15 protein-coding genes are annotated in these 23,492 nt (G+C 54.6%); 10 read left to right on the top strand and 5 right to left on the bottom strand.

Features of this window, described 5'->3' with window-relative positions; translation table 11 throughout:
• Positions 1-246 precede the first annotated feature (246 nt).
• Positions 247-4,134 carry a phosphoribosylformylglycinamidine synthase gene (gene purL, locus KI228_RS16445; RefSeq protein WP_044253138.1) on the top strand — a complete coding sequence of 1,296 codons (3,888 nt, stop codon included), beginning with the start codon at positions 247-249 and terminating at the stop codon, positions 4,132-4,134.
• Positions 4,135-4,193: 59 nt separating this feature from the next.
• Here purL and KI228_RS16440 read toward each other — a convergent pair whose 3' ends face one another.
• The gene (locus tag KI228_RS16440) at positions 4,194-5,729 is read right to left on the bottom strand and encodes an aryl-sulfate sulfotransferase N-terminal domain-containing protein (RefSeq protein ID WP_061069769.1); all 1,536 of its coding nucleotides are present in this window, start codon (positions 5,727-5,729) and stop codon (positions 4,194-4,196) included.
• A 23-nt stretch (positions 5,730-5,752) separates the two neighbouring features.
• Complete coding sequence (locus KI228_RS16435) at positions 5,753-7,306, bottom strand: bifunctional metallophosphatase/5'-nucleotidase (protein ID WP_054176534.1); 1,554 nt, start codon at positions 7,304-7,306, stop codon at positions 5,753-5,755.
• Positions 7,307-7,439: 133 nt separating this feature from the next.
• On the opposite strand from KI228_RS16435, the gene KI228_RS16430 reads away from it, so the two are divergent.
• From KI228_RS16430 to glnB, 5 genes are all read left to right on the top strand, one after another.
• Entirely contained in the window at positions 7,440-8,687 is a 1,248-nt protein-coding gene (locus KI228_RS16430; RefSeq protein WP_061069770.1) for an IS1 family transposase, read from the top strand.
• A 479-nt stretch (positions 8,688-9,166) separates the two neighbouring features.
• Entirely contained in the window at positions 9,167-10,597 is a 1,431-nt protein-coding gene (gene qseE, locus KI228_RS16425) for a two component system sensor histidine kinase QseE/GlrK (RefSeq protein WP_042999796.1), read from the top strand.
• Between the two features lie 21 nt (positions 10,598-10,618).
• Positions 10,619-11,350, top strand: a complete 732-nt coding sequence (gene qseG, locus KI228_RS16420) for a two-component system QseEF-associated lipoprotein QseG (RefSeq protein ID WP_044264932.1) — start codon at positions 10,619-10,621, stop codon at positions 11,348-11,350.
• Positions 11,350-12,684, top strand: coding sequence for a two-component system response regulator GlrR (gene glrR, locus KI228_RS16415; RefSeq protein WP_086512879.1), 1,335 nt, complete (start codon positions 11,350-11,352; stop codon positions 12,682-12,684). The genes qseG and glrR overlap by 1 nt, the downstream gene beginning before the upstream one ends.
• 60 nt (positions 12,685-12,744) lie before the next feature.
• Positions 12,745-13,083 carry a nitrogen regulatory protein P-II gene (gene glnB / locus KI228_RS16410; protein WP_012906673.1) on the top strand — a complete coding sequence of 113 codons (339 nt, stop codon included), beginning with the start codon at positions 12,745-12,747 and terminating at the stop codon, positions 13,081-13,083.
• Positions 13,084-13,179: 96 nt separating this feature from the next.
• On the opposite strand, the gene hmpA is transcribed toward glnB, so the two are convergent.
• Entirely contained in the window at positions 13,180-14,370 is a 1,191-nt protein-coding gene (hmpA, locus tag KI228_RS16405; protein WP_061069771.1) for an NO-inducible flavohemoprotein, read from the bottom strand.
• Positions 14,371-14,697: 327 nt separating this feature from the next.
• Between hmpA and glyA the strand changes: the two genes are divergently transcribed.
• The gene (gene glyA, locus KI228_RS16400) at positions 14,698-15,951 is read left to right on the top strand and encodes a serine hydroxymethyltransferase (RefSeq protein WP_042999800.1); all 1,254 of its coding nucleotides are present in this window, start codon (positions 14,698-14,700) and stop codon (positions 15,949-15,951) included.
• A 48-nt stretch (positions 15,952-15,999) separates the two neighbouring features.
• On the opposite strand, the gene KI228_RS16395 is transcribed toward glyA, so the two are convergent.
• Complete coding sequence (locus KI228_RS16395; protein WP_042999801.1) at positions 16,000-16,422, bottom strand: DoxX family protein; 423 nt, start codon at positions 16,420-16,422, stop codon at positions 16,000-16,002.
• A gap of 75 nt (positions 16,423-16,497) precedes the next feature.
• Entirely contained in the window at positions 16,498-17,691 is a 1,194-nt protein-coding gene (locus tag KI228_RS16390; RefSeq protein WP_044253121.1) for an ROK family transcriptional regulator, read from the bottom strand.
• Positions 17,692-17,804: 113 nt separating this feature from the next.
• Here KI228_RS16390 and KI228_RS16385 point away from each other — a divergent pair, with 113 nt between their 5' ends.
• The 3 genes from KI228_RS16385 to KI228_RS16375 all read left to right on the top strand — a co-directional run bounded on the left by KI228_RS16385 (position 17,805) and on the right by KI228_RS16375 (position 23,423).
• Positions 17,805-21,071, top strand: coding sequence for a DUF5107 domain-containing protein (locus KI228_RS16385; RefSeq protein WP_061069772.1), 3,267 nt, complete (start codon positions 17,805-17,807; stop codon positions 21,069-21,071).
• Positions 21,072-21,141: 70 nt separating this feature from the next.
• A complete protein-coding gene (locus KI228_RS16380) occupies positions 21,142-22,581 on the top strand; it encodes a sugar porter family MFS transporter (protein ID WP_061069773.1) in 1,440 nt (479 codons plus the stop codon).
• Entirely contained in the window at positions 22,581-23,423 is an 843-nt protein-coding gene (locus KI228_RS16375; RefSeq protein WP_042999805.1) for an aldose 1-epimerase, read from the top strand. Before KI228_RS16380 ends, KI228_RS16375 begins: the two co-directional genes overlap by 1 nt.
• The last annotated feature ends 69 nt before the right edge of the window (positions 23,424-23,492 follow it).

Genomic DNA, 23,492 nt, shown 5'->3' with positions numbered 1-23,492 from the left:
AACCGTGCGTTGCCTCAGGATGGGAAAAAGAATAGAAAGGCCAGGAGTATTCATCAATGAGCGGCATTTTGCTTAAACTTGCGCCAGTTGGCAACTAATTACAGCCATTGGCAGCATCGTATGACAATAACGGCGGTGGATTTTATTTCGACGCAAACGGTTTCGTCGGCGGCTCAGATTCTTTATAATGACGCCCGTTTCCCCACTTGGGCACACCGAAAGCTTAGCTTAGAAGACGAGAGACTTATGATGGAAATTCTGCGTGGTTCGCCTGCACTGTCCGCATTCCGTATTAACAAACTGCTGGCACGTTTTCAGGCTGCCAACCTCCAGGTAAGCAATATTTACGCCGAGTACGTCCATTTCGCTGACCTGAACGCTCCGTTGAACGAGGATGAGCACGCGCAGCTTGCCCGTCTGCTGAAATACGGTCCCAGCCTGAGCAGCCACACCCCGGAAGGGAAACTGCTGCTGGTGACGCCGCGCCCTGGCACCATCTCCCCCTGGTCTTCCAAAGCGACAGATATCGCCCATAACTGCGGTCTGCAACAAATTGACCGTCTGGAACGCGGCGTCGCTTATTACGTTGAGGCCTCCACGCTAAGCGCTGAGCAGTGGCAGTGGGTTGCCGCTGAACTGCACGATCGAATGATGGAGACGGTGTTCTCTTCGTTAACCGATGCGGAAAAACTGTTTGCTCACCATCAGCCGGCGCCGGTTGCAAGTGTTGATCTGCTGGGTGAAGGCCGTCAGGCGCTGATTGATGCTAACCTGCGTCTCGGTCTGGCGCTGGCGGATGACGAAATTGATTACCTGCAGGACGCGTTTACCCGACTGGGGCGCAACCCGAACGACATCGAACTCTACATGTTTGCGCAGGCGAACTCTGAGCACTGCCGTCACAAGATTTTCAACGCCGACTGGATCATCGATGGCAAGCAACAACCGAAGTCGCTGTTCAAGATGATCAAAAACACCTTTGAAACCACACCGGACCACGTGCTTTCCGCGTATAAAGATAACGCGGCGGTGATGGAAGGGTCTGAAGTGGGGCGTTACTTTGCCGACCACGCGACCGGTCGCTATGACTTCCACCAGGAGCCGGCGCATATCCTGATGAAGGTGGAAACCCATAACCACCCGACGGCGATCTCTCCGTGGCCGGGGGCGGCGACTGGTTCCGGCGGTGAAATCCGTGATGAAGGGGCAACCGGACGCGGCGCGAAGCCAAAAGCGGGTCTGGTAGGCTTCTCCGTTTCTAACCTGCGCATTCCGGGCTTTGAGCAGCCGTGGGAAGAAGACTTCGGCAAGCCAGAGCGTATTGTGACCGCGCTGGATATCATGACTGAAGGCCCGCTGGGCGGCGCGGCGTTTAACAATGAATTTGGTCGTCCTGCGCTGAACGGCTATTTCCGTACTTACGAAGAAAAAGTGAACAGCCACAATGGCGAAGAGCTGCGCGGTTATCACAAGCCGATCATGCTGGCGGGCGGGATTGGTAACATCCGTGCCGATCACGTACAGAAAGGCGAGATCGTCGTCGGGGCGAAGCTGATCGTTCTCGGCGGTCCGGCGATGAATATCGGCCTGGGCGGCGGCGCGGCTTCCTCGATGGCCTCCGGCCAGTCTGACGCGGATCTTGATTTTGCCTCGGTACAGCGTGATAACCCGGAGATGGAACGCCGCTGCCAGGAAGTGATCGACCGCTGCTGGCAGTTGGGTGACGCCAACCCGATCCTGTTTATCCACGACGTTGGCGCCGGCGGTCTGTCGAACGCGATGCCTGAACTGGTTAGTGACGGTGGACGCGGCGGTAAATTCGAACTGCGTGACATCCTCAGCGATGAGCCGGGTATGAGCCCGCTGGAGATCTGGTGTAACGAGTCCCAGGAACGTTACGTGCTGGCGGTGGCGGCGGACCAACTGCCGCTGTTCGACGAGCTGTGTAAGCGCGAGCGCGCGCCGTATGCGGTAATTGGTGAGGCGACCGAAGAACAGCATCTGTCGCTAAACGATCGTCACTTCAACAACCAGCCTATCGATCTGCCGCTTGATGTACTGCTCGGCAAAACGCCGAAGATGACCCGCGACGTTCAGACGCTGAAGGCGAAAGGTGAGGCACTGGATCGTGCTGACATCACCATTGCGGATGCAGTTAAACGCGTTCTGCATCTGCCGACGGTGGCGGAAAAAACCTTCCTGGTCACCATTGGCGACCGTACTGTGACCGGGATGGTGTCTCGCGATCAGATGGTCGGTCCGTGGCAGGTGCCGGTGGCGAACTGCGCGGTGACCACCGCCAGCCTCGACAGCTACTACGGTGAAGCGATGTCGATCGGCGAACGTGCGCCAGTGGCGCTGCTCGACTTCTCCGCTTCTGCCCGTCTGGCGGTCGGGGAAGCATTGACCAATATCGCGGCAACGCAGATTGGCGATATCAAACGCATTAAGCTTTCCGCTAACTGGATGGCCGCAGCCGGTCACCCGGGCGAAGATGCCGGTTTATACGAAGCGGTGAAAGCGGTCGGTGAAGAACTCTGTCCGGCGCTGGGTCTGACGATTCCGGTGGGTAAAGACTCGATGTCGATGAAAACCCGCTGGCAGGAAGGCAACGAACAGCGCGAAATGACCTCGCCGCTGTCGCTGGTGATTTCCGCTTTTGCTCGCGTGGAAGATGTGCGTCATACCATCACCCCGCAGCTTTCTACTGAAGACAACGCGCTGCTGCTGATCGACCTGGGCCGTGGCCACAACGCGCTGGGCGCGACGGCGCTGGCGCAGGTATACCGCCAGCTTGGCGATACGCCGGCAGATGTGCGTGACGTCGCGCAACTGAAGGGCTTCTACGACGCGATGCAGGCGCTGGTGGTGCAACGTAAACTGCTCGCTTATCACGACCGTTCCGATGGCGGCCTGCTGGTGACGCTGGCGGAAATGGCCTTTACCGGTCACTGTGGGGTGCAGGCGGATATCGCCGCACTGGGCGACGATCGTCTGGCGGCGTTGTTCAACGAAGAACTTGGCGCGGTGATTCAGGTTCGCGCAGCGGATCGCGAGGCGGTGGAAGCACTGCTGGCGCAACACGGTCTGGGCGATTGCGTTCATTACCTGGGTCAGGCCGTCACGGGCGATCGTTTTGTTATCGAAGCCAACGGTCAGACCGTCTTCAGCGAAAGTCGCACGACGCTTCGCATCTGGTGGGCCGAAACCACCTGGCAAATGCAGCGTCTGCGTGATAACCCGGAGTGTGCCGATCAGGAGCACGATGCGAAAACCAACGATGCCGATCCGGGCCTTAGCGCGAAGCTGACCTTTGATATTAATGACGATATCGCCGCACCGTATATTGCGACCGGTGCGCGTCCGAAAGTGGCGGTACTGCGTGAGCAAGGGGTGAACTCTCACGTCGAAATGGCTGCGGCGTTCCAGCGTGCAGGCTTTGACGCGATTGACGTGCACATGAGCGATCTGCTCGGTGGCCGCACGGGTCTGGGTAACTTCCAGGCGCTGGTGGCCTGCGGCGGCTTCTCTTACGGCGACGTACTGGGCGCGGGTGAGGGCTGGGCGAAATCAATTCTGTTCAACAACCGCGTGCGCGATGAGTTCGAAACCTTCTTCCATCGTCCACAAACGCTGGCGCTGGGTGTGTGTAACGGCTGTCAGATGATGTCGAATCTGCGTGAACTGATCCCGGGCAGTGACCTGTGGCCGCGCTTTGTGCGTAACCATTCGGATCGCTTTGAAGCCCGCTTCAGCCTGGTTGAGGTGACCCAGAGCCCGTCTCTGTTGCTGCAGGGCATGGTCGGGTCAATGATGCCTATCGCCGTCTCGCACGGAGAAGGGCGCGTTGAAGTTCGCGACGCAGCCCATCTGGCGGCGCTGGAAAGCAAAGGTCTGGTCGCACTGCGCTTTGTCGATAACTTTGGCAACGTAACGGAAACCTACCCGGCTAACCCGAACGGCTCGCCGAATGGGATTACCGCTGTCACCACGGAAAGTGGTCGTGTGACGGTGATGATGCCGCATCCGGAACGTGTGTACCGTACCGTCAGCAACTCATGGCACCCGGAAAACTGGGGTGAGGACGGTCCGTGGATGCGTATCTTCCGTAACGCCCGCAAGCAGTTGGGATAAACCTTCTGAAACAGAAAAACCCGGTGAAATAAACACCGGGTTTTTTTTACTGAACGGTATCAGTTGTTCGCGGTATCAAACCCAACGTTGATCAGAGCGGTGAGTTCATTGCTGGCAAATAGCCTTGCCCGGTAGCATTCTCCAGGAAACTCCGGATAGCCATCCAGCGAACAGATAAGATCGTAAATCGTTGCAATGAAATTCCCGCTGGCGTCGCTGATAAAGAAAGAACGCGCGTGGTTGGTATAGATAGTGTAGTTGTCATTGTGATCAAAAACCGCCCCCATGAAGTCCGTTACTTGTGGGACACGGGCTGATGCCAATGAAATAGGTTCTGCTGCTTTCGTGATGGTTCTGGCCGTTAAATCAACGGCGTAAAACAAAACACGAGCTTCCAGGGTTTGATACTGCTTTGCAGCGTCTGCATCCGCGTCGATAGGGCGGATAACAGGCTGACCATCAGACGTTATGCAAGAGCGGTTATCAAAGACAGAAAGGACAAACTTCCCTGCGTTGTAATCTGTGAGACTGGAAAATGCGCTATTACTGGTGACTAAAACGGTATGGCCGCCGTTTTCATTATCGCCAATTCCGGTTGTACTGACATTTATAACCGATTGATCTGCAGGGAATTGTGGGTTGAAACCGCCAGTATCGATTGTCCAGAGAATCCGGCCATCTTCTGGCGATACGCCAAAAGTAACCCCGGCTGAACGGGTGTGGACAATAATAGCCTCACTGTTTTCAGAGCCTGCTGGGATCCAGGAGAGTGAGTTAAGATGCGCATCATTGGTTGGGCTATTATTCAGAATCGAGGCGTTATCGAAGGCGCGAGTGTAATTTTTGGCCCAGATCATTTTCCCCGACTGTTCATTGAATTTTAAGATCCAGGCATCCTGTCTCATTGTAGATGTCGAACGATCCGGTATATCGTTACCGATCATATAAAGGTTATTTGCCGAATCCCAGGCTAGATCGTGCGTATTTGCGTAAAGATTGCCATCACTATCGCGTAAATCATATTCAAGGATTTCATTGCCAAGAATATCAATTTTAAAGAAGCGACGGCCATACCAATGTTCGTCCTCGTCGCTACCTATGTAAAAATACCCATCGTGCGTTCTTAACATTTGGTTGCGATAAGGTTGCGCGAAATAACAGCGGAGGTCACCGTTTTGGTCATAACCATCGCAATTGGTTGTCATTAACCAACTGTTTCCCCACACACTGGCAAATTTTGCGGGATCGTTTTGCTCAATGTTAAGATGAAAAATGGTCGCTTCACGATAAATTTGATCGCGTGTGCTAACCTGGATCGTACTGTTGAAAATTTCATTCCCCGCCTGATTTTTGAAAATGACCTGAACCTGGTTGTTATAATTAGCGTAAAGGCCAATCACCGGGATTTTAATTTCTGTCGTGGTATCGTCAATCAACTCGCTTGACGTGAAAGAAAAGTCTACGCTTGTCTGACTTGTCGTCCTTTTTAACACGGTATATGAAAATGTGGCTGGTACGTCCAGTTGAAACTTGAGCCAGGCAGCAAGCTGATTGTTTGCCGGAGCGAGCACTGTTCCAGTATAAATAATTGCCATAGTATCCACCTGATTAAATAAGATTAGTGTTTGACTTCACTTACGCGCATTTCATTGACTTGCTGAGGGTCGATGACGTTGCCTTTTTTCAGGTAATCAATCACCGCATCGGAGAGGTTATATCCACCGCGGACCTGCTTATTTTTACCGTCGGTAAAAGCCATAAAACCATCACCGCCCGGCGCGAGGAAACTGTTGGTTGCCACGCGATAGGTTTGCGTATCGACAATGTTTTTGCCGTTAAGTGTAAATGCCGTCACGCGCTGGCCGACCGGTTTACGCGGGTCGTAGCGCATTTCAGCGCCTTTCGACATCTGTAATACGCCGTTGCTCAGCGACGCCCCATGCTCCATCAGATTGCGTAATGATTTACCCGTTAAATCCATCACGGTCAGTTCATTAGGGAACGGGAAGGCGCTAATAATATCGCCAAGCGTGAGGGGGCCAGGATTGAGATCGGCGCGTAAACCGCCCGAATTGGTCAGCGCAAGTTGCGCATCAGGCGCGGCGAACAGCATGGCATCGGTAAACAGGTTACCCAGCGATGAGGACTCCCCATAGGCCCGGGTCAACGCAATCGGCGTTTCACCCACTTTTTGGCTCACGGTTTCCGCGAGCTTTTTGTTCCAGCCATCAATCACCTTCTGCGTGACCGGATCGGGTTTCCATTCATCCGCATAAATTGTTTTCAGTTCAAAGCTTTTAACCGTGTGACGATGGTTTTTTGTGTTGACATCCAGCACCAGTTTACCGATATCAATGCCACCGCTGTCGGTCGAGAGGATGAGGGTATTCCCCACTTTAATTGGTTCTGGCGTGCCAACATGCGCATGGCCAGTAATGAGAAGATCGAGGCCTTTGACCTGTTTTGCGGTCTGAATATCCTTATCCAGCGCACGTCTGACGTCCGCATTGCCGATGCTGGACTGGCGCGCCGGTGTGCCTTCGTGCATTAACGCGACGGTGATATCCACTTTTCCACGCAGCTCATCCAGATAGCGCTGTAGATACTTGACTTCATCACGCGCTTCAATTCCCTGGCGCATGGCTGACGACACCGTATCGTCGAAGGCAAACACACCGTGCAAACCGATGACACCGATTTTGACGCCGTCTTTTTCCACAATAGTGTACGGTTTATTCCAGAAGGGCAGAGTGCTGTTCTTAAAAAAGACGTTACCCAATAAAATAGGGAACGTCGCCTGGCTGAACTGCAAAAGGGTATTATCCCAGCCATGGTCAAATTCATGATTCCCGACAGAGGCCGCATCCACCGACATTGTATTCATTATATCGATAATTGCTTTTCCTTTAGTCAAGCTGCTTATATATGGACCGGTAAAATAATCACCGGCATCAAAATAAAACGTCGCCTTATTTTTAGCTTTTTCCTGTTTAACCAGTGTGGAAATATTAGCAAAACCGCCAATCTCCCGTTTACCTTCAGCAATATACGGCAGTTTATACGGTTCAACGTGGGCGTGGAGATCATTGGTATAGATGACGGTAACATCCTGCGCACAGGCATATCCCGCATATCCAGCGATGAGTAACGAGGCAATCAAGCGTTTTTTCATTGTTTATCCTTAACGTATAAATGAGAGTGCTATTGTCGTTTCCGCTTGCCTGGATTTTGTGAGGCTCCTCACGACAGTAAATCTGAATAACCGCCAGAGTTATTCGACTGACAAAATCAGTTGGTCGAGTGAAATGGAAATCCAGGACAAAATACATCTCAATGTTTGTAAAAGTTGGTCGTGCCCCAATCTCGGCGTGGCGGAAGCGGCTGACTATCTTTATCCCGTTTATCGTCTGGGGTATGCGGCGCTGGAATGCCAGAAATGTGGCAGTCTGCCCCCCTTATTTAATGAGCGTGAATTTAACCACTGGTTTGCACGGTTAATAAAAAATAAACCGGACGCAACCGGAACAGAATGCCCGCGCTGCTCTGCCAGCGACGTGATTCGCTATGGGCGAACGCAGGCAGGTCATAGTCGATTCCAGTGTCGTCTTTGTCGGACGGTTTTTACTCCCCGACAGACGAAGCGCTGTTTCGAACGCACCATCGAGCCGTTTCTCTTGCGACTTCAGCAGGGTGATTACGCGGCAGAAACCACGCAATATCGACTGCTGGCGAAAGCGGTTAACTGGTGTGAGCAGCAAGCGCATCATGCTAACCGTGATGTGAAACGCGTTGCGACAAAGGTTCTGGCGTTGCCTTTCCAGGGACAGGCGGCAGAACAGCGGCTGTATGTGGTGATCAGCGCTGATGCCTGTTCTGGTCATATTCTCCAGGTCACAACTAACTACTGTGATGAGGCGGTAGGTGACTCTTTGCTTTATACCGGTTCGGCGAGTCCTGTGCCGCAAATGGCGTATGAGTGCTCGGTGGAGTCCCTTCGCTGGCAGGAAATGCAGTTCATGCAAAGATGTCAGTTTGATGAAATTCACTATGGCAGTGCGCGACTGAAAGGCAACGATCGCGGGTGTATCCTTCGCCCTGCGATCGCGATTCACGGTCATTTCCAGCGGTTGAAACGGCGGTTTCCTGCTATCACCGATCACTACCTGGCGCACGAGTGTGTGCTGCGTGGCGCAGCGATTACGGCCTGGTCAGCGGAAGTACAGCGTGGTACCACGAATCTGTGGTTTGTGCTGGAAGATGCCAACCCGCCATCCGGGACAGAGGCGGAGTACAGGCTGACAGGCAGGTGGAACATTGGGTGGTGGAACAATGTCTGGCAGCGGTGGAGTTGCGGCGGAGCGGATAAGATCGTCTGCTCATTAACCGGGCAAAAGCAGGCCGGGAACATTGCTCCGGTTTCTCTGCGCGCCAGCGATGTCTTTGTTCGCTGGCTGTATACGCACCCGTGGTCCTCGGGTCAGTCAGGATTAGGGCCGAAGGTGTTGAGCCGGCATGTCGTGTGCCTTGCGTATCTTTATAATCACTATCGTTAATTTGGTCTGTCGGGAATTCACGACAAATGCGCGCAAGGGATGTCTCCAAAAAGAGACATATAACTTGTTGATTTTTATGGGGCTAAATCCATTGCGTTTAAGGTGTTGCTAATTGACGACAGTTTGTATGAAAGTTATTCACTGCATTAATCGATTAATTATCAATAAAAACCAATTAAATTCAGGGTGTTAATAATTTGTTTTGAATGTTGGCATAGTTACTGCATAATAGTAACCAGTGGCTCATTCACCTTCTTATGTCAGCCCCTTCGGGACGTGCTACATAAACTTCGAATGACGCACAACAAGGTGCCTGCCGTCCAACTTCTGATAATAGCGCTGCTTTATCAACCATCGGGCGAAACGTCGAGTTAGGCACCGCCTTATTCCATAACAAAGCCGGGTTCAGCCCGGCTTTGTTGTATCTGGCGTTTCCCTCAGTTAGCATCGTTCTATTCATCTCCTGTGAGAGTAATGCCTTGAAGCGCTGGTCTGTTTTTCCCCGGTCACTACGCCAACTGGTGACGCTGGCATTCCTGCTGATCCTGTTACCGCTGCTGGTCCTCGCCTGGCAGGCGTGGCAAAGCCTGAACGCGCTTAGCGCCCAGGCGGCGCAGACTAACCGTACTACCCTTATCGATGCGCGTCGCAGTGAGGCGATGACTAATGCCGCCCTGGAGATGGAGCGCAGCTATCGTCAGTATTGCGTGCTTGACGATCCGACGCTGGCAAAGGTGTATCAGAGCCAGCGCAAACGCTACAGTGAAATGCTGGACGCCCATGCGGGTGTTCTGCCTGACGATAAGCTGTATCAGGCGTTACGTCAGGATCTGAACGACCTGGCGCAACTGCAATGCCGGAACAGTGGGCCTGAAACCGCCGCGGCCGCGCGACTGGAAGCATTTGCCAACGCCAATACCGAAATGGTGCAAGCGACGCGTACCGTGGTTTTTTCACGCGGGCAGCAGCTACAACAAGAGATTGCCGAGCGTGGACAGTTCTTCGGCTGGCAGGCGCTGGTATTGTTTCTGGTGAGTCTGGCGATGGTGCTGTTGTTCACGCGGATGATTATCGGGCCGGTAAAGGGCATTGAGCGGATGATCAATCGTCTGGGGGAAGGGCGATCGCTGGGCAATACCGTCACCTTTACCGGACCGCGCGAACTGCGTTCCGTTGGGCAGCGGATCATCTGGTTGAGCGAGCGCCTCTCCTGGCTGGAGTCTCAACGCCATCAATTTTTGCGCCATCTCTCCCATGAGCTGAAAACCCCGCTGGCCAGCATGCGTGAAGGCACCGAATTGCTGGCGGACCAGGTGGTGGGGCCACTGACGCCGGAACAAAAAGAGGTGGTTGGCATTCTCGATGACAGTAGCCGTAACCTACAAAAATTGATTGAACAACTGCTTGATTACAACCGCAAACTGGCGGATAGCGCCATTGAAATGGAAAGCGTGGAGATTGAACCGCTGGTAGATATGGTGGTTTCCGCTCATAGTCTACCGGCTCGCGCTAAAATGATGCATACCGACATTGCGCTGGCGGCCGATCGCTGCCTGGCCGAGCCGATGTTACTGATGAGCGTACTGGATAATCTTTATTCCAATGCGGTGCACTATGGGGCTGAATCCGGTAACATCCGTATTCGCAGCCGCTTACAGGGATCAACCGTGTATATCGATGTTATCAACACCGGAACTCCTATTCCTGAAGCGGAAAGAACTATGATTTTCGAACCTTTTTTCCAGGGAAGTCATCAACGGAAAGGGGCAGTGAAAGGGAGCGGACTGGGGCTAAGTATCGCCAGAGATTGTATCCGCCGTATGCAGGGTGAGCTCTATCTTGTCGATGAACAGGCGCAAGAGGTTTGCTTCCGCATAGAACTGCCGTTATCTGCAACGAAAAACGACTAAATAATGCTAAGCCTGGTGAATATGCCACACGTTTTTTCTCACATTTTCCAACGTCTATTCTCCCGCCAGTTCATCCTGGCGGGAATGCCGTGCCTTGCGCTGATGGGGTGTACGCCGCATGCGGTGAAGCACATCACCGGGGATGCGCCGCAGGATGCCCTCCCGACGTATCAACTGGCGGATTATCTGTCTGTTGAGTGTACTGATATCTGGGCATTGCAGGGGCAATCGACGGATACCAACCCTCTTTACTGGCTGCGCGCCATTGACTGCGCAGATCGCCTGTTACCGGTGCAGTCGCGCAGCGAGGCCCGCTCGCTGAGTGACGACAGCTGGCAAAACGCTTTTAAGCGCGGCATCTTGCTGGCGAATGCCAAAATTACGCCGCTGGAGCGTCGCGAAAACGTCTCGCGACTGGATGCGTTCAGCCCGCAGATCCCGGCGCAGGTGCGCCCGCTTTATCAGGTCTGGCGCGACGGACAGTCGTTACAGCTCCAGCTCGCCGAAGAACGCCAGCGTTACAGCAAACTGCAGCAAACGACCGATGGCGATCTGGATACGCTGCGTCAGCAGCATCAGCACCTTCAGGCACAGCTCGATCTCACCACGCGTAAACTGGAGAACCTGACCGATATTGAGCGCCAGCTTTCCACCCGTAAACCGGCGGGAAATTACAATCCGGATGCGACGCATGGCGGCGACAAGTCTGAAGGACAAGCCCCGGAATCATCACAAGATGAGGTGACCCCATAATGAGTCGTAAACCGGCGCATTTACTGCTCGTGGATGATGATCCAGGCCTGTTAAAACTACTGGGCATGCGTCTGACCAGTGAAGGCTATAGCGTGGTGACCGCAGAGAGCGGGGCAGAAGGGCTGCGTGTTTTGAACCGTGAAAAAGTGGATCTGGTGATAAGCGATCTGCGGATGGATGAGATGGACGGCATGCAGCTGTTCAGCGAGATCCAGAAGGTGCAGCCGGGAATGCCGGTCATCATTCTTACCGCCCACGGTTCGATTCCGGATGCGGTCGCTGCAACGCAAAAGGGCGTGTTCAGCTTCCTGACTAAACCCGTGGATAAAGATGCGCTGTATCAGGCGATTGACGAGGCGCTTGAGCAGTCGGCACCCGCCACGGATGATAGCTGGCGTGAATCGATTGTTACCCGTAGCCCGCTGATGCTGCGTCTGCTGGAGCAGGCGCGGATGGTGGCACAGTCCGACGTCAGCGTATTGATCAATGGTCAGAGCGGTACCGGGAAAGAGATCTTCGCCCAGGCTATTCACAATGCCAGCCCGCGCAGCAGTAAACCGTTTATTGCCATCAACTGTGGGGCGCTACCGGAACAATTGCTGGAGTCGGAGTTATTCGGCCACTCGCGCGGCGCGTTTACCGGCGCGGTGAGTAACCGTGAGGGGCTGTTTCAGGCGGCGGAAGGCGGGACGCTGTTCCTGGACGAGATTGGCGACATGCCCGCGCCGCTACAGGTCAAACTGCTGCGCGTTTTGCAGGAACGCAAAGTCAGACCGCTTGGCAGCAACCGCGACATCGATATTGATGTGCGTATTATCTCGGCAACCCACCGTGACTTGCCGAAAGCCATGGCGCGCGGCGAGTTTCGTGAAGATTTATACTACCGCCTCAACGTGGTAAGTCTGAAGATCCCGGCGCTGGCGGAGCGGACCGAAGATATTCCGCTGCTGGCAAATCATCTGCTGCGCCAGTCGGCGGAGCGGCATAAGCCGTTTGTGCGGGCGTTTTCGACGGATGCAATGAAGCGGCTAATGACCGCCAGTTGGCCGGGCAACGTGCGTCAACTGGTGAACGTGATTGAACAGTGCGTGGCGCTGACCTCTTCGCCGGTTATCAGCGATGCGCTGGTGGAACAGGCGCTGGAAGGGGAAAATACCGCGCTGCCGACTTTTGTTGAAGCGCGTAACCAGTTTGAACTGAACTATCTGCGCAAGTTGCTGCAAATCACCAAAGGCAATGTGACGCATGCGGCAAGAATGGCGGGCCGTAACCGGACGGAGTTCTACAAACTCCTGTCACGCCATGAGCTGGATGCAAACGATTTCAAAGAATAACGTTGCGTAATATGTTACGTTTACCCGATTAAAAGACAGGCGACCTTTTCAAGGACTAGCATGAAAAAGATTGATGCGATTATTAAACCCTTCAAGCTCGATGATGTGCGTGAAGCGCTGGCTGAAGTCGGTATTACCGGGATGACCGTCACCGAAGTGAAAGGCTTTGGGCGTCAGAAAGGGCATACCGAGCTGTACCGCGGCGCGGAATACATGGTGGATTTTCTGCCGAAGGTGAAAATTGAAATCGTCGTACCAGACGATATCGTTGAAACCTGCGTGGATACCATTATTCGCACAGCGCAGACGGGCAAAATCGGCGATGGTAAGATCTTCGTCTTTGATGTGGCGCGCGTGGTGCGTATCCGTACCGGTGAAGAAGACGACGCGGCAATTTAAGCCGCGGCGTGCGCATGCCGGATGGTGGCGTAAACGCCTTATCCGGCCCTGCATCCTATAGGCCGGATAAGCACAGCGCCATCAGGCATGACGTCATTACAAGACCTTATGCGGGCCGAAGCATTCGTAATGAATGTTTTCGTTTTTCACACCCAGCTCAACAAGCTGCTTCGCGGCAAACTGCATAAAGCCCACCGGACCGCACAGATAAAACTGCATCGCCGGATCGCTGATTGCGCCTTCCAGTTTGTTCAAATCCATCAGCCCAACGCTATCAAACGCGCCTTTCGCGCGATCGGCTTCGGTTGGCTCACGATACCAGGTGTGGGCGCTAAAGCGTGGCAGCATTTTACCCAGTTCACTCACTTCATCGGCAAACGCATGGACGTCGCCGTTTTCTGCGGCGTGGAACCAGTTGACCTGCGCGGTGTGGTTTGCTTTTGCCAGCGTATCCAGCATTGCCAGCATGGGCGTTTGACCGACGCCAGCAGAGATCAGGGAAACCGGCGTATTCGGGGTGACCGCCATAAAGAAATCGCCAGCCGGTGCGGCCAAATGCACGACATCGCCGATGTTCGCATGGTTATGCAGCCAGTTTGATACCTGACCGCCTTCTTCACGTTTCACGGCAATACGGTAGCTTTTACCATCCGCTTTACGGGTCAGAGAATACTGACGAATCTCCTGATGCGGGAAGCCTTCCGGTTTCAGCCAGACACCAAGATACTGGCCAGGCTGGTATTCGGCCACGGTGCCGCCGTCTACCGGTTCAAGTTCAAAGCTGGTAATCAGTGCGCTGCGCGGGGTTTTCGCTACGATCCGGAACGGACGCGTGCCTTCCCAGCCGCCGGTTTTACGGGCGTTTTCACTGTAGATTTGTGCTTCGCGGTTGATAAAGACATTCGCCAACACGCCGTAGGCTTTGCCCCACGCATCCAGCACGTCCTGGCCTGGACTGAACATTTCGTCGAGGGTTGCCAGCAGGTGCGTACCGACAATGTTGTACTGCTCAGGTTTTATCTGAAAGCTGGTGTGCTTTTGGGCGATTTTCTCAACCGCAGGCAGCAGGGCAGGCAGATTCTCAATATTGCTGGCATAAGCGGCAATGGCATTAAACAGGGCTTCACGCTGATCGCCATTACGCTGGTTGCTCATGTTAAAAATTTCTTTGAGTTCAGGGTTATGAGCGAACATGCGATCGTAAAAATGGGCGGTCAGTTTGGGGCCGGTTTCTACCAGCAGGGGAATGGTGGCTTTTACAGTGGCGATGGTTTGGGCGTCAAGCATACGGTCTTCCTTTATGTGAATCTTTAATGATGTATGTCAAATACATCTTATAAAAAATATCCCTGCTTTGTAAATGGTTCTTTGACGCTTGACGTGTTAAACGTTACAACGTGAAAAATCTGCATCACAAACCTGAAAAGAAATCCGTTGAAATTCGTAAGGTCTTCATTCCGCAAAGCCTTGTGTCCTGTGAAGGTAATCGTTTGCGTAAATTCCTTTGTCAAGACCTGTTATCACAGAATGATTCAGTTATACTGTTGCCCGTTGTCCAACAGGACCGCCTTTTAAGGCCAAAAATTCTATCGTTAGCTGAGTCAGGAGATGCGGATGTTAAAGCGTGAAATGAACATTGCCGATTATGATGCCGAACTGTGGCAGGCTATGGAGCAGGAAAAAGTACGTCAGGAAGAGCACATCGAACTGATCGCCTCCGAAAACTACACCAGTCCGCGTGTCATGCAGGCGCAGGGCTCTCAGCTGACTAACAAATACGCTGAAGGATATCCGGGCAAGCGCTACTACGGCGGCTGCGAATACGTCGATATCGTTGAGCAACTGGCGATTGATCGCGCCAAAGAACTGTTTGGCGCAGACTACGCTAACGTACAGCCGCACTCCGGCTCTCAGGCTAACTTCGCGGTCTACACCGCGCTGCTGCAACCCGGTGATACCGTTCTGGGTATGAACCTGGCGCAAGGCGGCCACCTGACTCACGGCTCTCCGGTGAACTTCTCTGGCAAACTGTACAACATCGTACCTTACGGTATCGATGAGTCCGGTAAAATTGACTACGAAGAGATGGCGCAACTGGCGCAGACGCACAAACCGAAAATGATCATCGGTGGCTTCTCTGCTTATTCAGGCGTGGTTGACTGGGCAAAAATGCGTGAAATCGCTGACAGCATCGGTGCGTACCTGTTCGTTGATATGGCCCACGTTGCGGGTCTGATTGCCGCAGGTGTTTACCCGAACCCGGTTCCGCATGCACACGTTGTGACTACCACCACCCACAAAACCCTGGCGGGTCCGCGCGGCGGCCTGATCCTGGCGAAAGGCGGTGATGAAGAGCTGTACAAAAAACTGAACTCTGCCGTTTTCCCAAGCGCGCAGGGCGGCCCGTTGATGCACGTGATTGCCGGTAAAGCGGTTGCACTGAAAGAAGCGATGGAGCCAGAGTTCAAAGTCTACCAGCAGCAGGTTGCGAAAAACGCCAAAGCGATGGTGGAAGTGTTCCTGAACCGTGGCTACAAAGTGGTGTCCGGCGGTACTGAAAACCACCTGTTCTTGCTGGATCTGGTGGACAAAAACCTGACCGGTAAAGAAGCTGACGCCGCGCTGGGTCGTGCCAATATCACCGTGAACAAAAACAGCGTGCCGAACGATCCGAAGAGCCCGTTCGTCACTTCCGGTATCCGTATCGGTTCTCCGGCCATTACGCGTCGCGGCTTTAAAGAAGCGGAAGCGAAAGAGCTGGCGGGCTGGATGTGTGATGTGCTTGACAACATCAATGATGAAGCGGTGATTGAGCGCATCAAAGGGAAAGTTCTGGATATCTGCGCACGCTTCCCGGTTTACGCATAATTCCGTTTTGCTGCAAGCAAAAGGCCGCCGATGCGGCCTTTTTCCTTTTTAGCGCCGGTCAATGGAAATCGCGCCCGGCCCCGTCAGCGCCAGCAGCAGAAAACCGCCTGCGATACTGACATTCTTATAGAAGTTAATCATATTCGGTCCCACCGCATCACCGGTCATATTCCAGAAGTGATGACCGATCACGGCGGTACCCAGCGTATAGAAAACGAAAATAACCGCCAGTGGACGCGTGAAAAAGCCCAGCACAATCAGTATCGCTGCCGGAACCTCCATAACAACGGCAATGATCGCAGCAAGCATCGGCGCAGGGGTACCGAGAGACGTCATATATTGTACGGTACCGTCGAACCCTGTCAGTTTAGGAAAGCCAAAAATAATAAACAGAATTGCCAGCGCAATACGGGCAATCAATAAAAACAGATGGCGTGATTCTCCAAAATCAAAATAACGTAACGTGTTCATAGCAGGCTCATTAGCATGAGTAATGTACTTTAAAACTACTACACAACCCCGAGCCTCGCCATTCGCGCCATAAGCTTATATTTCGTTCAGTTGCGACTCCACGTACAGATAGCCAATGCCCATCAGTTGCTGGGCGCGGGTCAGCGTGCCAACGCTAATTTGCGTCGCTTTCGCCCGCGGGTTATCGCCGTGATCGAAAGGGTTAAATCCCGTCTGTTGCCGTAGCGTATTGAGCCAGGATTCACCGAAGGCGCAACTGCGTCCGTACAGCCAGATCTGATTGATATTCAGGATATTAAGAAAGTTATACAGGCTTAAACCAATCGCGCTGGCGGCATGTTCCACCCATGCCTGAATGCGTACATCACCCTTGCGCCAGGCGTCGATCAGTAAATCCGTGGTCAGCGTTTCCGGATCCCTTCCCGGCACTGGCTGCGCCTTCATCCAGACTCTGGCCTGCTTTTTCAGCGCGCTCAGGGAGGCGACGGTTTCCAGACAACCATAACGACCGCAGTCGCAGGCGATCCCGTCGGGGTTAACAATGGTATGCCCAATCTGACCGCTGCCGTACAGGCTGCCGCGCCAGATATTGTCGTGAATGACGAACGATGAGCCAATGCCGTAATCGACGTTAATCACGCAGAAGTCCTCGTTGGCCGCCGGGTTTTGCCACTTTTCCGCCAGCGCCAGCATCACGCAGTCGTTGTCGAGGCGGACCTGTATACCGAGTCGTTCCTCCAGCAGATACTTGATTTCCACCGGCGTTTTCCACGGTGCCTGCGGCATCGTTTTCGACGCACCGGTGATCGGATCCACCTGACCGTGGACGCCCAGCGCGAGGTTGATCGTGGTGTCGGGATAGCGCTGACGCCAGCGCCGCCAGTGGTTGGCTATTGCGGCAAGCAGCGCGTCAGGCGTCGCGGCATTAATCACCTCATGCTGCCAGTCGCCAACCGCCACCAGACGCGCATCGGCCAGCTGGCTGGTCAGACTGGTCGGGGTGACGTTCATGCACAGCGTCCACGTGCCCTGTACCGGCAGATGAAAACTCCCGCTGCTGAGTCCGCGCTGGCTCAGCGTTTCACGGGAGTGGCACAGCCGCCCTTCGTCCAGCAATTCTTCAAGAATGTTACTCACCGCCGGAATCGACAGGCCGGTGAGCTGCGCCAGCTGCGATTTACTGAGCTGCTTTTCGCGCCACAAATGCGACAGGAAGATCTGTTTATTCGCCTGTCTGACACGGGCGTTATTGAATCCCGAACGCTGCATACACTTAACTCCCTTAACTATATTGCGTGAGCATTGCGCATTTTACCGCCAGTTAACTGCCACACAATAGCCACATGATGACATTTTACTTTTGTTTATTGAGTGGAGGCAGCATGTACGGTTCAGTTAAGGTCTGGCAGGAAACCCTCTCACTACCGACCTGGACGGTGGGTGAGGAAGATCCGAACCCGATGTTTCTGGAAAAACGGGTTTATCAGGGCTCTTCAGGTGCGGTTTACCCCTACGGCGTGATCGACACCCTGACCGGCAAGCGCGAAATGCGCGATTACCAGGCCGTGTGGATGGAAAACGATTTTATCCGCGTCATGCTGCTGCCCGAACTGGGGGGGCGTATTCACCGTGCGTATGACAAAGTGCAGCAGCGCGATTTTGTCTATTACAACGAAGTGGTGAAGCCTGCGCTGGTTGGCCTGTTGGGGCCGTGGATCTCCGGCGGGATCGAATTTAACTGGCCGCAGCACCATCGCCCCACCACTTTTATGCCGGTAGATTTTACACAGCGGGCAGGGGAACACGGCGAACAAACCGTCTGGATGGGTGAAGTGGAGCCGATGCGCGGTCTGCAGGTGATGACTGGATTCACCCTCTACCCGGATCGCGCGTTGATAGAAATCACCGGTAAAGTCTTCAACGGCAACGCCACGCCACGTCATTTTTTATGGTGGGCGAACCCGGCGGTGAAGGGCGGCGACGATCATCAAAGCGTGTTCCCGCCTGATGTCACGGCGGTGTTCGATCACGGCAAGCGCGATGTCTCCGCTTTTCCGATCGCTACGGGCACCTATTACAAAGTTGACTACTCGGCAGGGGTGGATATCTCCCGCTATAAGAATGTGCCGGTGCCGACTTCGTACATGGCGGAAAAATCGGACTATGATTTTGTCGGTGCCTGGCATCACGGTGAGCGCGGCGGGTTGCTCCATGTTGCCGATCATCACATCTCGCCGGGGAAAAAGCAGTGGAGCTGGGGTTACGGGGATTTTGGCGTGGCCTGGGATCGTAACCTGACCGATGAGAATGGCCCGTACATCGAATTAATGACCGGGGTGTTTACCGACAACCAGCCGGATTTCACCTGGCTTGCACCTTATGAAGAGAAGGTATTCGTCCAGAACTTCCTGCCATACAGTGAATTAGGAATGGTGCAAAACGCCAGTATCGACCTGGCGTTGCGACTGGTGCGTGATGAAAGCCAGCTGTCCGTTGGTGTCTATGCGGTTGCGCCATTGCAGGATGTGCAAGTGACGCTCAGTGCAGACGGCGCGCCTTTCTTCGAAACCACGCTGACGCTGGCACCGGGGAAAAGCTGGCTAACGACGCTTGTCGATTCGGGCTATGCGCGGATCACCATGACGGTCACCCGTCACGACGGTCAGACATTGCTGCAATACGAAGAGCATATTGCTGACGATTTGCCGCTGCCCTCGGCGGCAACGGCCCCGGCACAGCCGGAGGCATTATCTAACACTGATGAACTTTACTTTATCGGTCAGCATCTGGAGCAGTACAACCACGCCAGTCGTTACGCCGGGGATTACTATCGCCGGGCGCTGGAAATAGATCCGCTGGATTACCGCAACAACGTTGCGCTGGGGACGCTGGCATTGAACCAGGCTGACTGGGCGCAAGCTGAACGCTGCGCGAAAGCGGCATTAGCGCGGGCGCATCACCTGAACAAAAACCCGCGCGATGGCGAAGCCAGTATGCTGTTAGCCGCTGCGCGGGAGCGCCAGGGCGATTGCCAGCAGGCCTGGGATCATTACTACAAGGCGAGCTGGAGCGGAAACTGTCGCGACGCGGCCTTCTGGGCACTGGCCCGGCTTGCGATGGCGCGTGGCGATCATGCAGATGCACTGGCAAAAGTAACGCAGAGTTTGCGCTTTAACGGCAGCAACAATCTGGCGATGGGACTGAAAGCGCTGGTACTGGCAGAACTGGGGCGCACGTCTGAGGCGCTGAAGTACATCGAGCAGCAGCGTAATGACTATCCGCTTAGCTACGTGCTGCACTATGCCCGCTGGGCGATATGCCGGGATGAACCGTCGAAAACGGCGCTTATCACCATTACCGGTCGCCGAGGTACTAACGCCTGCGAACTGGCAGGATGGCTACTCTCTTTCGGTCAAAAAGCTGCAGCCCGCGAACTGCTGGAACTGCTGGACAGTCAGGAAACGCTGCCGTTGCTGTGGCGGGCGTCGCTGAGCGACCATCCGCAGCCGTTCATCGCCCAGGCGCGTGCTTGCCTGCCTAACCGGGTACGTTTCCCGAATACCCTCGACGAAGTACAGATGCTGCAAACGCTGGAGCATAGTGCTTACGCCCGCTATCTGTTGGGCTGCTTCTGGTACAGCAAACGCCGCTACGAAGAGGCGCTTACCTGCTGGCAATTTACCCTGCAACAGGAGCCTGAATTTGCGCCTGTGCACCGTCTGCTGGGGATTTATGCGTGGAACAAACAGCACGATGGCGTCAAGGCACACCAGTATTTGTCGCAGGCCGTGGCGCTGGAACCTGATAACGCCCGTTTCCTGTTTGAACTGGATTACCTCAATAAACTCCTGGCGACGCCTGCTGAACAGCGTCTGCAACAGCTGGAATCGCGTAAGGCGGTGGTGTTCCAGCGTGACGATTTAACCGTGGAGTTGCTCAGCCTGTGGAACGGACTGGGCCACTACGATGATGCCGCGAAGGTGCTTGGCGAGCGCGTATTCCACCCCTGGGAAGGGGGCGAAGGGAAAGCGACCGGGCAGTACCTGCTGAACCAGATGCACCGGGCGCTGGCGGCGATTGGCAAAGAGGAATTCTCCGACGCGGTCAGTCTGCTACAACAGGCGCTGATCTATCCGCATAACCTGGGGGAAGGGCGCTTACCCGGACAAACCGATAACGATATCTGGTATCTGTTGGGCTATTGCGCTCAGCGTCAGGGATATCATGACGAAGCGCATCGTTACTTTGCCCGCGCCACCCGTGGTGGAAGCACGCTGGATGCCGGACGCTACTACAACGATCAGCCCGTGGACTATCTCTTCTGGCAGGGCATGGCGCTGAAACAGTTGGGTGAACGTGACGATGCAGAGCAGCTTTTCCACAGCTTCCTTCAATGGGTGACATCACAACGCGACCACGTGCCGGAGGTGGATTTCTTCGCCGTCTCATTACCGGATCTGGTGGTGCTCGATACGCCGGCGGAGGCAAAGCACCAGCAGCACTGCCTGTTTATTACCGCGTTGGGGCATCTGGGGCTTGGGGATTTATCCGCCTGCCAGCAGGCGCTTGACGCACTTCTGAAACAGAACCCGGCGCATGACAAAGCTCTGCTTGTGCGCCATGTCATCAGACTGGAGTTATTGCACTAACCCTGAACCGGTGGCGGTAACGCCACCGGAAACCTACTGTTCCCTGCGTTTCCCTGAAAGAGGAATCATAATGAATAACGCGCAGACACATTTGAAAATCGGCTACGTCTGGACCATCTGTCTGGTCGCAGCCTGTGGTGGTTTGCTGTTTGGCTACGACTGGGTGGTGATTGGTGGGGCAAAGCCTTTTTATGAAGCGTACTTCTCGATAACCGATCCGGCGCAGTCCGGCTGGGCGATGAGCTCCGCGCTGGTGGGCTGTATTTTTGGCGCGTTGATTTCGGGCTGGTGCGCGGATAAATTTGGTCGAAAAATGCCGCTCATCCTCTCTGCTATTCTGTTCAGCGCCTCGGCATGGGGAACCGCCGTTGCCAGCAACTTCGACATGTTCGTGATTTACCGCATCGTTGGCGGCGTCGGGATTGGTCTGGCGTCAGCGCTCAGTCCGCTGTACATCGCTGAAGTCAGTCCGGCGGAAAAACGCGGACGTTTTGTGGCAGTGAACCAGTTGACCATTGTCATTGGCGTTCTGGCGGCGCAACTGATCAATCTGATGATCGCTGAACCCGTTGCCACAGGGGCGACACAGCAGGCGATTGTTGAGAGCTGGAACGGGCAGATGGGCTGGCGCTGGATGTTTGGCGCAGAACTGGTTCCCGCGTTGGCGTTTCTGGTGCTGATGTTTTTCGTCCCGGAATCCCCACGCTGGCTGGTGAAGGCGGGTAAACCGGAGCGTGCGCGTGCCATGCTGCTACGCATTGGCTCTGCGGACTACGCCGGACAGACGCTAAAAGAGATCGAACACACGCTGCTCAAAGATAATCACAGAGTCGCATGGTCCACGCTGCTGCAACCGCAGATCAAACCGATCGTGATCATCGGCATGGTGCTGGCGGTCTTCCAGCAGTGGTGCGGGATCAACGTGATCTTTAACTACGCGCAGGAAATTTTCGCCTCTGCCGGTTTCGACATCAACGGTACGCTGAAATCGATCGTTGCGACCGGCATTATCAACCTGGTCTTTACCCTCGCCGCACTGCCGCTGGTGGACAAAATTGGCCGGCGCAAGCTGATGCTGTTCGGCGCATCCGGCCTGACGGTGATTTATGTGTTGATTGCCGGTGCCTACGGGATGGGGATTATGGGCTGGCCGGTGCTGGTTCTGGTGCTGGCGGCCATTGCCATTTATGCCCTGACGCTGGCACCGGTCACCTGGGTGCTGCTGTCTGAAATCTTTCCTAACCGCGTGCGCGGGCTGGCGATGTCGCTGGGTACGCTGGCGCTGTGGATTGCCTGTTTCCTGTTGACCTATACCTTCCCGCTGCTCAATGCCGGGCTGGGTGCCGCCGGGAGTTTCCTGCTCTACGGCGTGATTTGCGCAATGGGATATGTGTATGTGCTGCGTAATGTACCGGAAACCAAAGGCGTAACGCTGGAAGCGCTGGAAGAACAACTGGCGGCGAGACATTTGAAAGCCAGTCCGTCGGCACAGCCAAAAAGCGTGCGCTGATGACCACGCCGCTGACGCTGCATAACGCGCATCTGAGGATGCGCGTGGATCCTCAGGGCGGCGCGCTGTTGTCGCTGTTTTCGTTACAACATCAACAACCGGTTCTACGCGAAAGCGAGGGAAAAACCGCCGGTGATGGCGGGCTGTTTCCGATGCTGCCGGTTGCCAATCGCGTGGCCGGTAACCGCTTCAGCCAGCGCGGAACCGAGGTGCAATTGCCGTTATATGAGGTCGACGACGCGTTTTTCCTGCACGGTGACGGCTGGCTTAAACGCTGGGAAGTGACGGCGGCGACCGATGATAGCTGTTCGCTGCGTCTGCGCAGTCAACTGGCATGTGGCTATGATTATCAGGCGGAACTGCAGTATGTGCTTGACGCGTCAGTATTCAGGGCGTCGCTGACGATCGCTCATCTGGGCAAGCGCCCCATGCTGTACGGCTGCGGTTTCCACCCGTTTTTTGTCTTTGATGCGCGAAGCACCGTGCAGTTTTCTGCCAGCGGTTACTGGCCGGAAGGCGAGCACCATTTGCCGCTGGCCTGGCAGAGTGAACTGCCGACGGAGGCTGATTTTACCAGGGCGCAGTATGGCGCGGATCGCTGGTTAAATGTGGGGTATTCCGGCTGGAGTGGGCAGGCGATCGTTCAACGTAATGTGATGCGCGTCACGATTTCTGCGCAAACTCCCTGGCTTATGCTTTTCAGAATGCCGGGTGAGTCATTTCTTTGTCTGGAACCGCAGACGCATCCGGTGAATGCCCACCACATGCCGGGGCAGCCGGGATTACGGATGTTAGGCTCTGGAGAACAGTGCCGTTTCGCGATGGAGATTCGCGTTGATTAGCGGCAAAACGTTGTTATGTTGCTGTTAATGTTCACTTGCGCCAGCCTGCGTTTATCGCCAGACTATCGC

Source organism: Citrobacter amalonaticus (genome assembly GCF_018323885.1).
Classification (GTDB): domain Bacteria; phylum Pseudomonadota; class Gammaproteobacteria; order Enterobacterales; family Enterobacteriaceae; genus Citrobacter_A; species Citrobacter_A amalonaticus.
The sequence above is the reverse complement of the archived record's forward strand: the minus strand, read 5'-3'. Positions and strand labels throughout refer to the sequence as shown.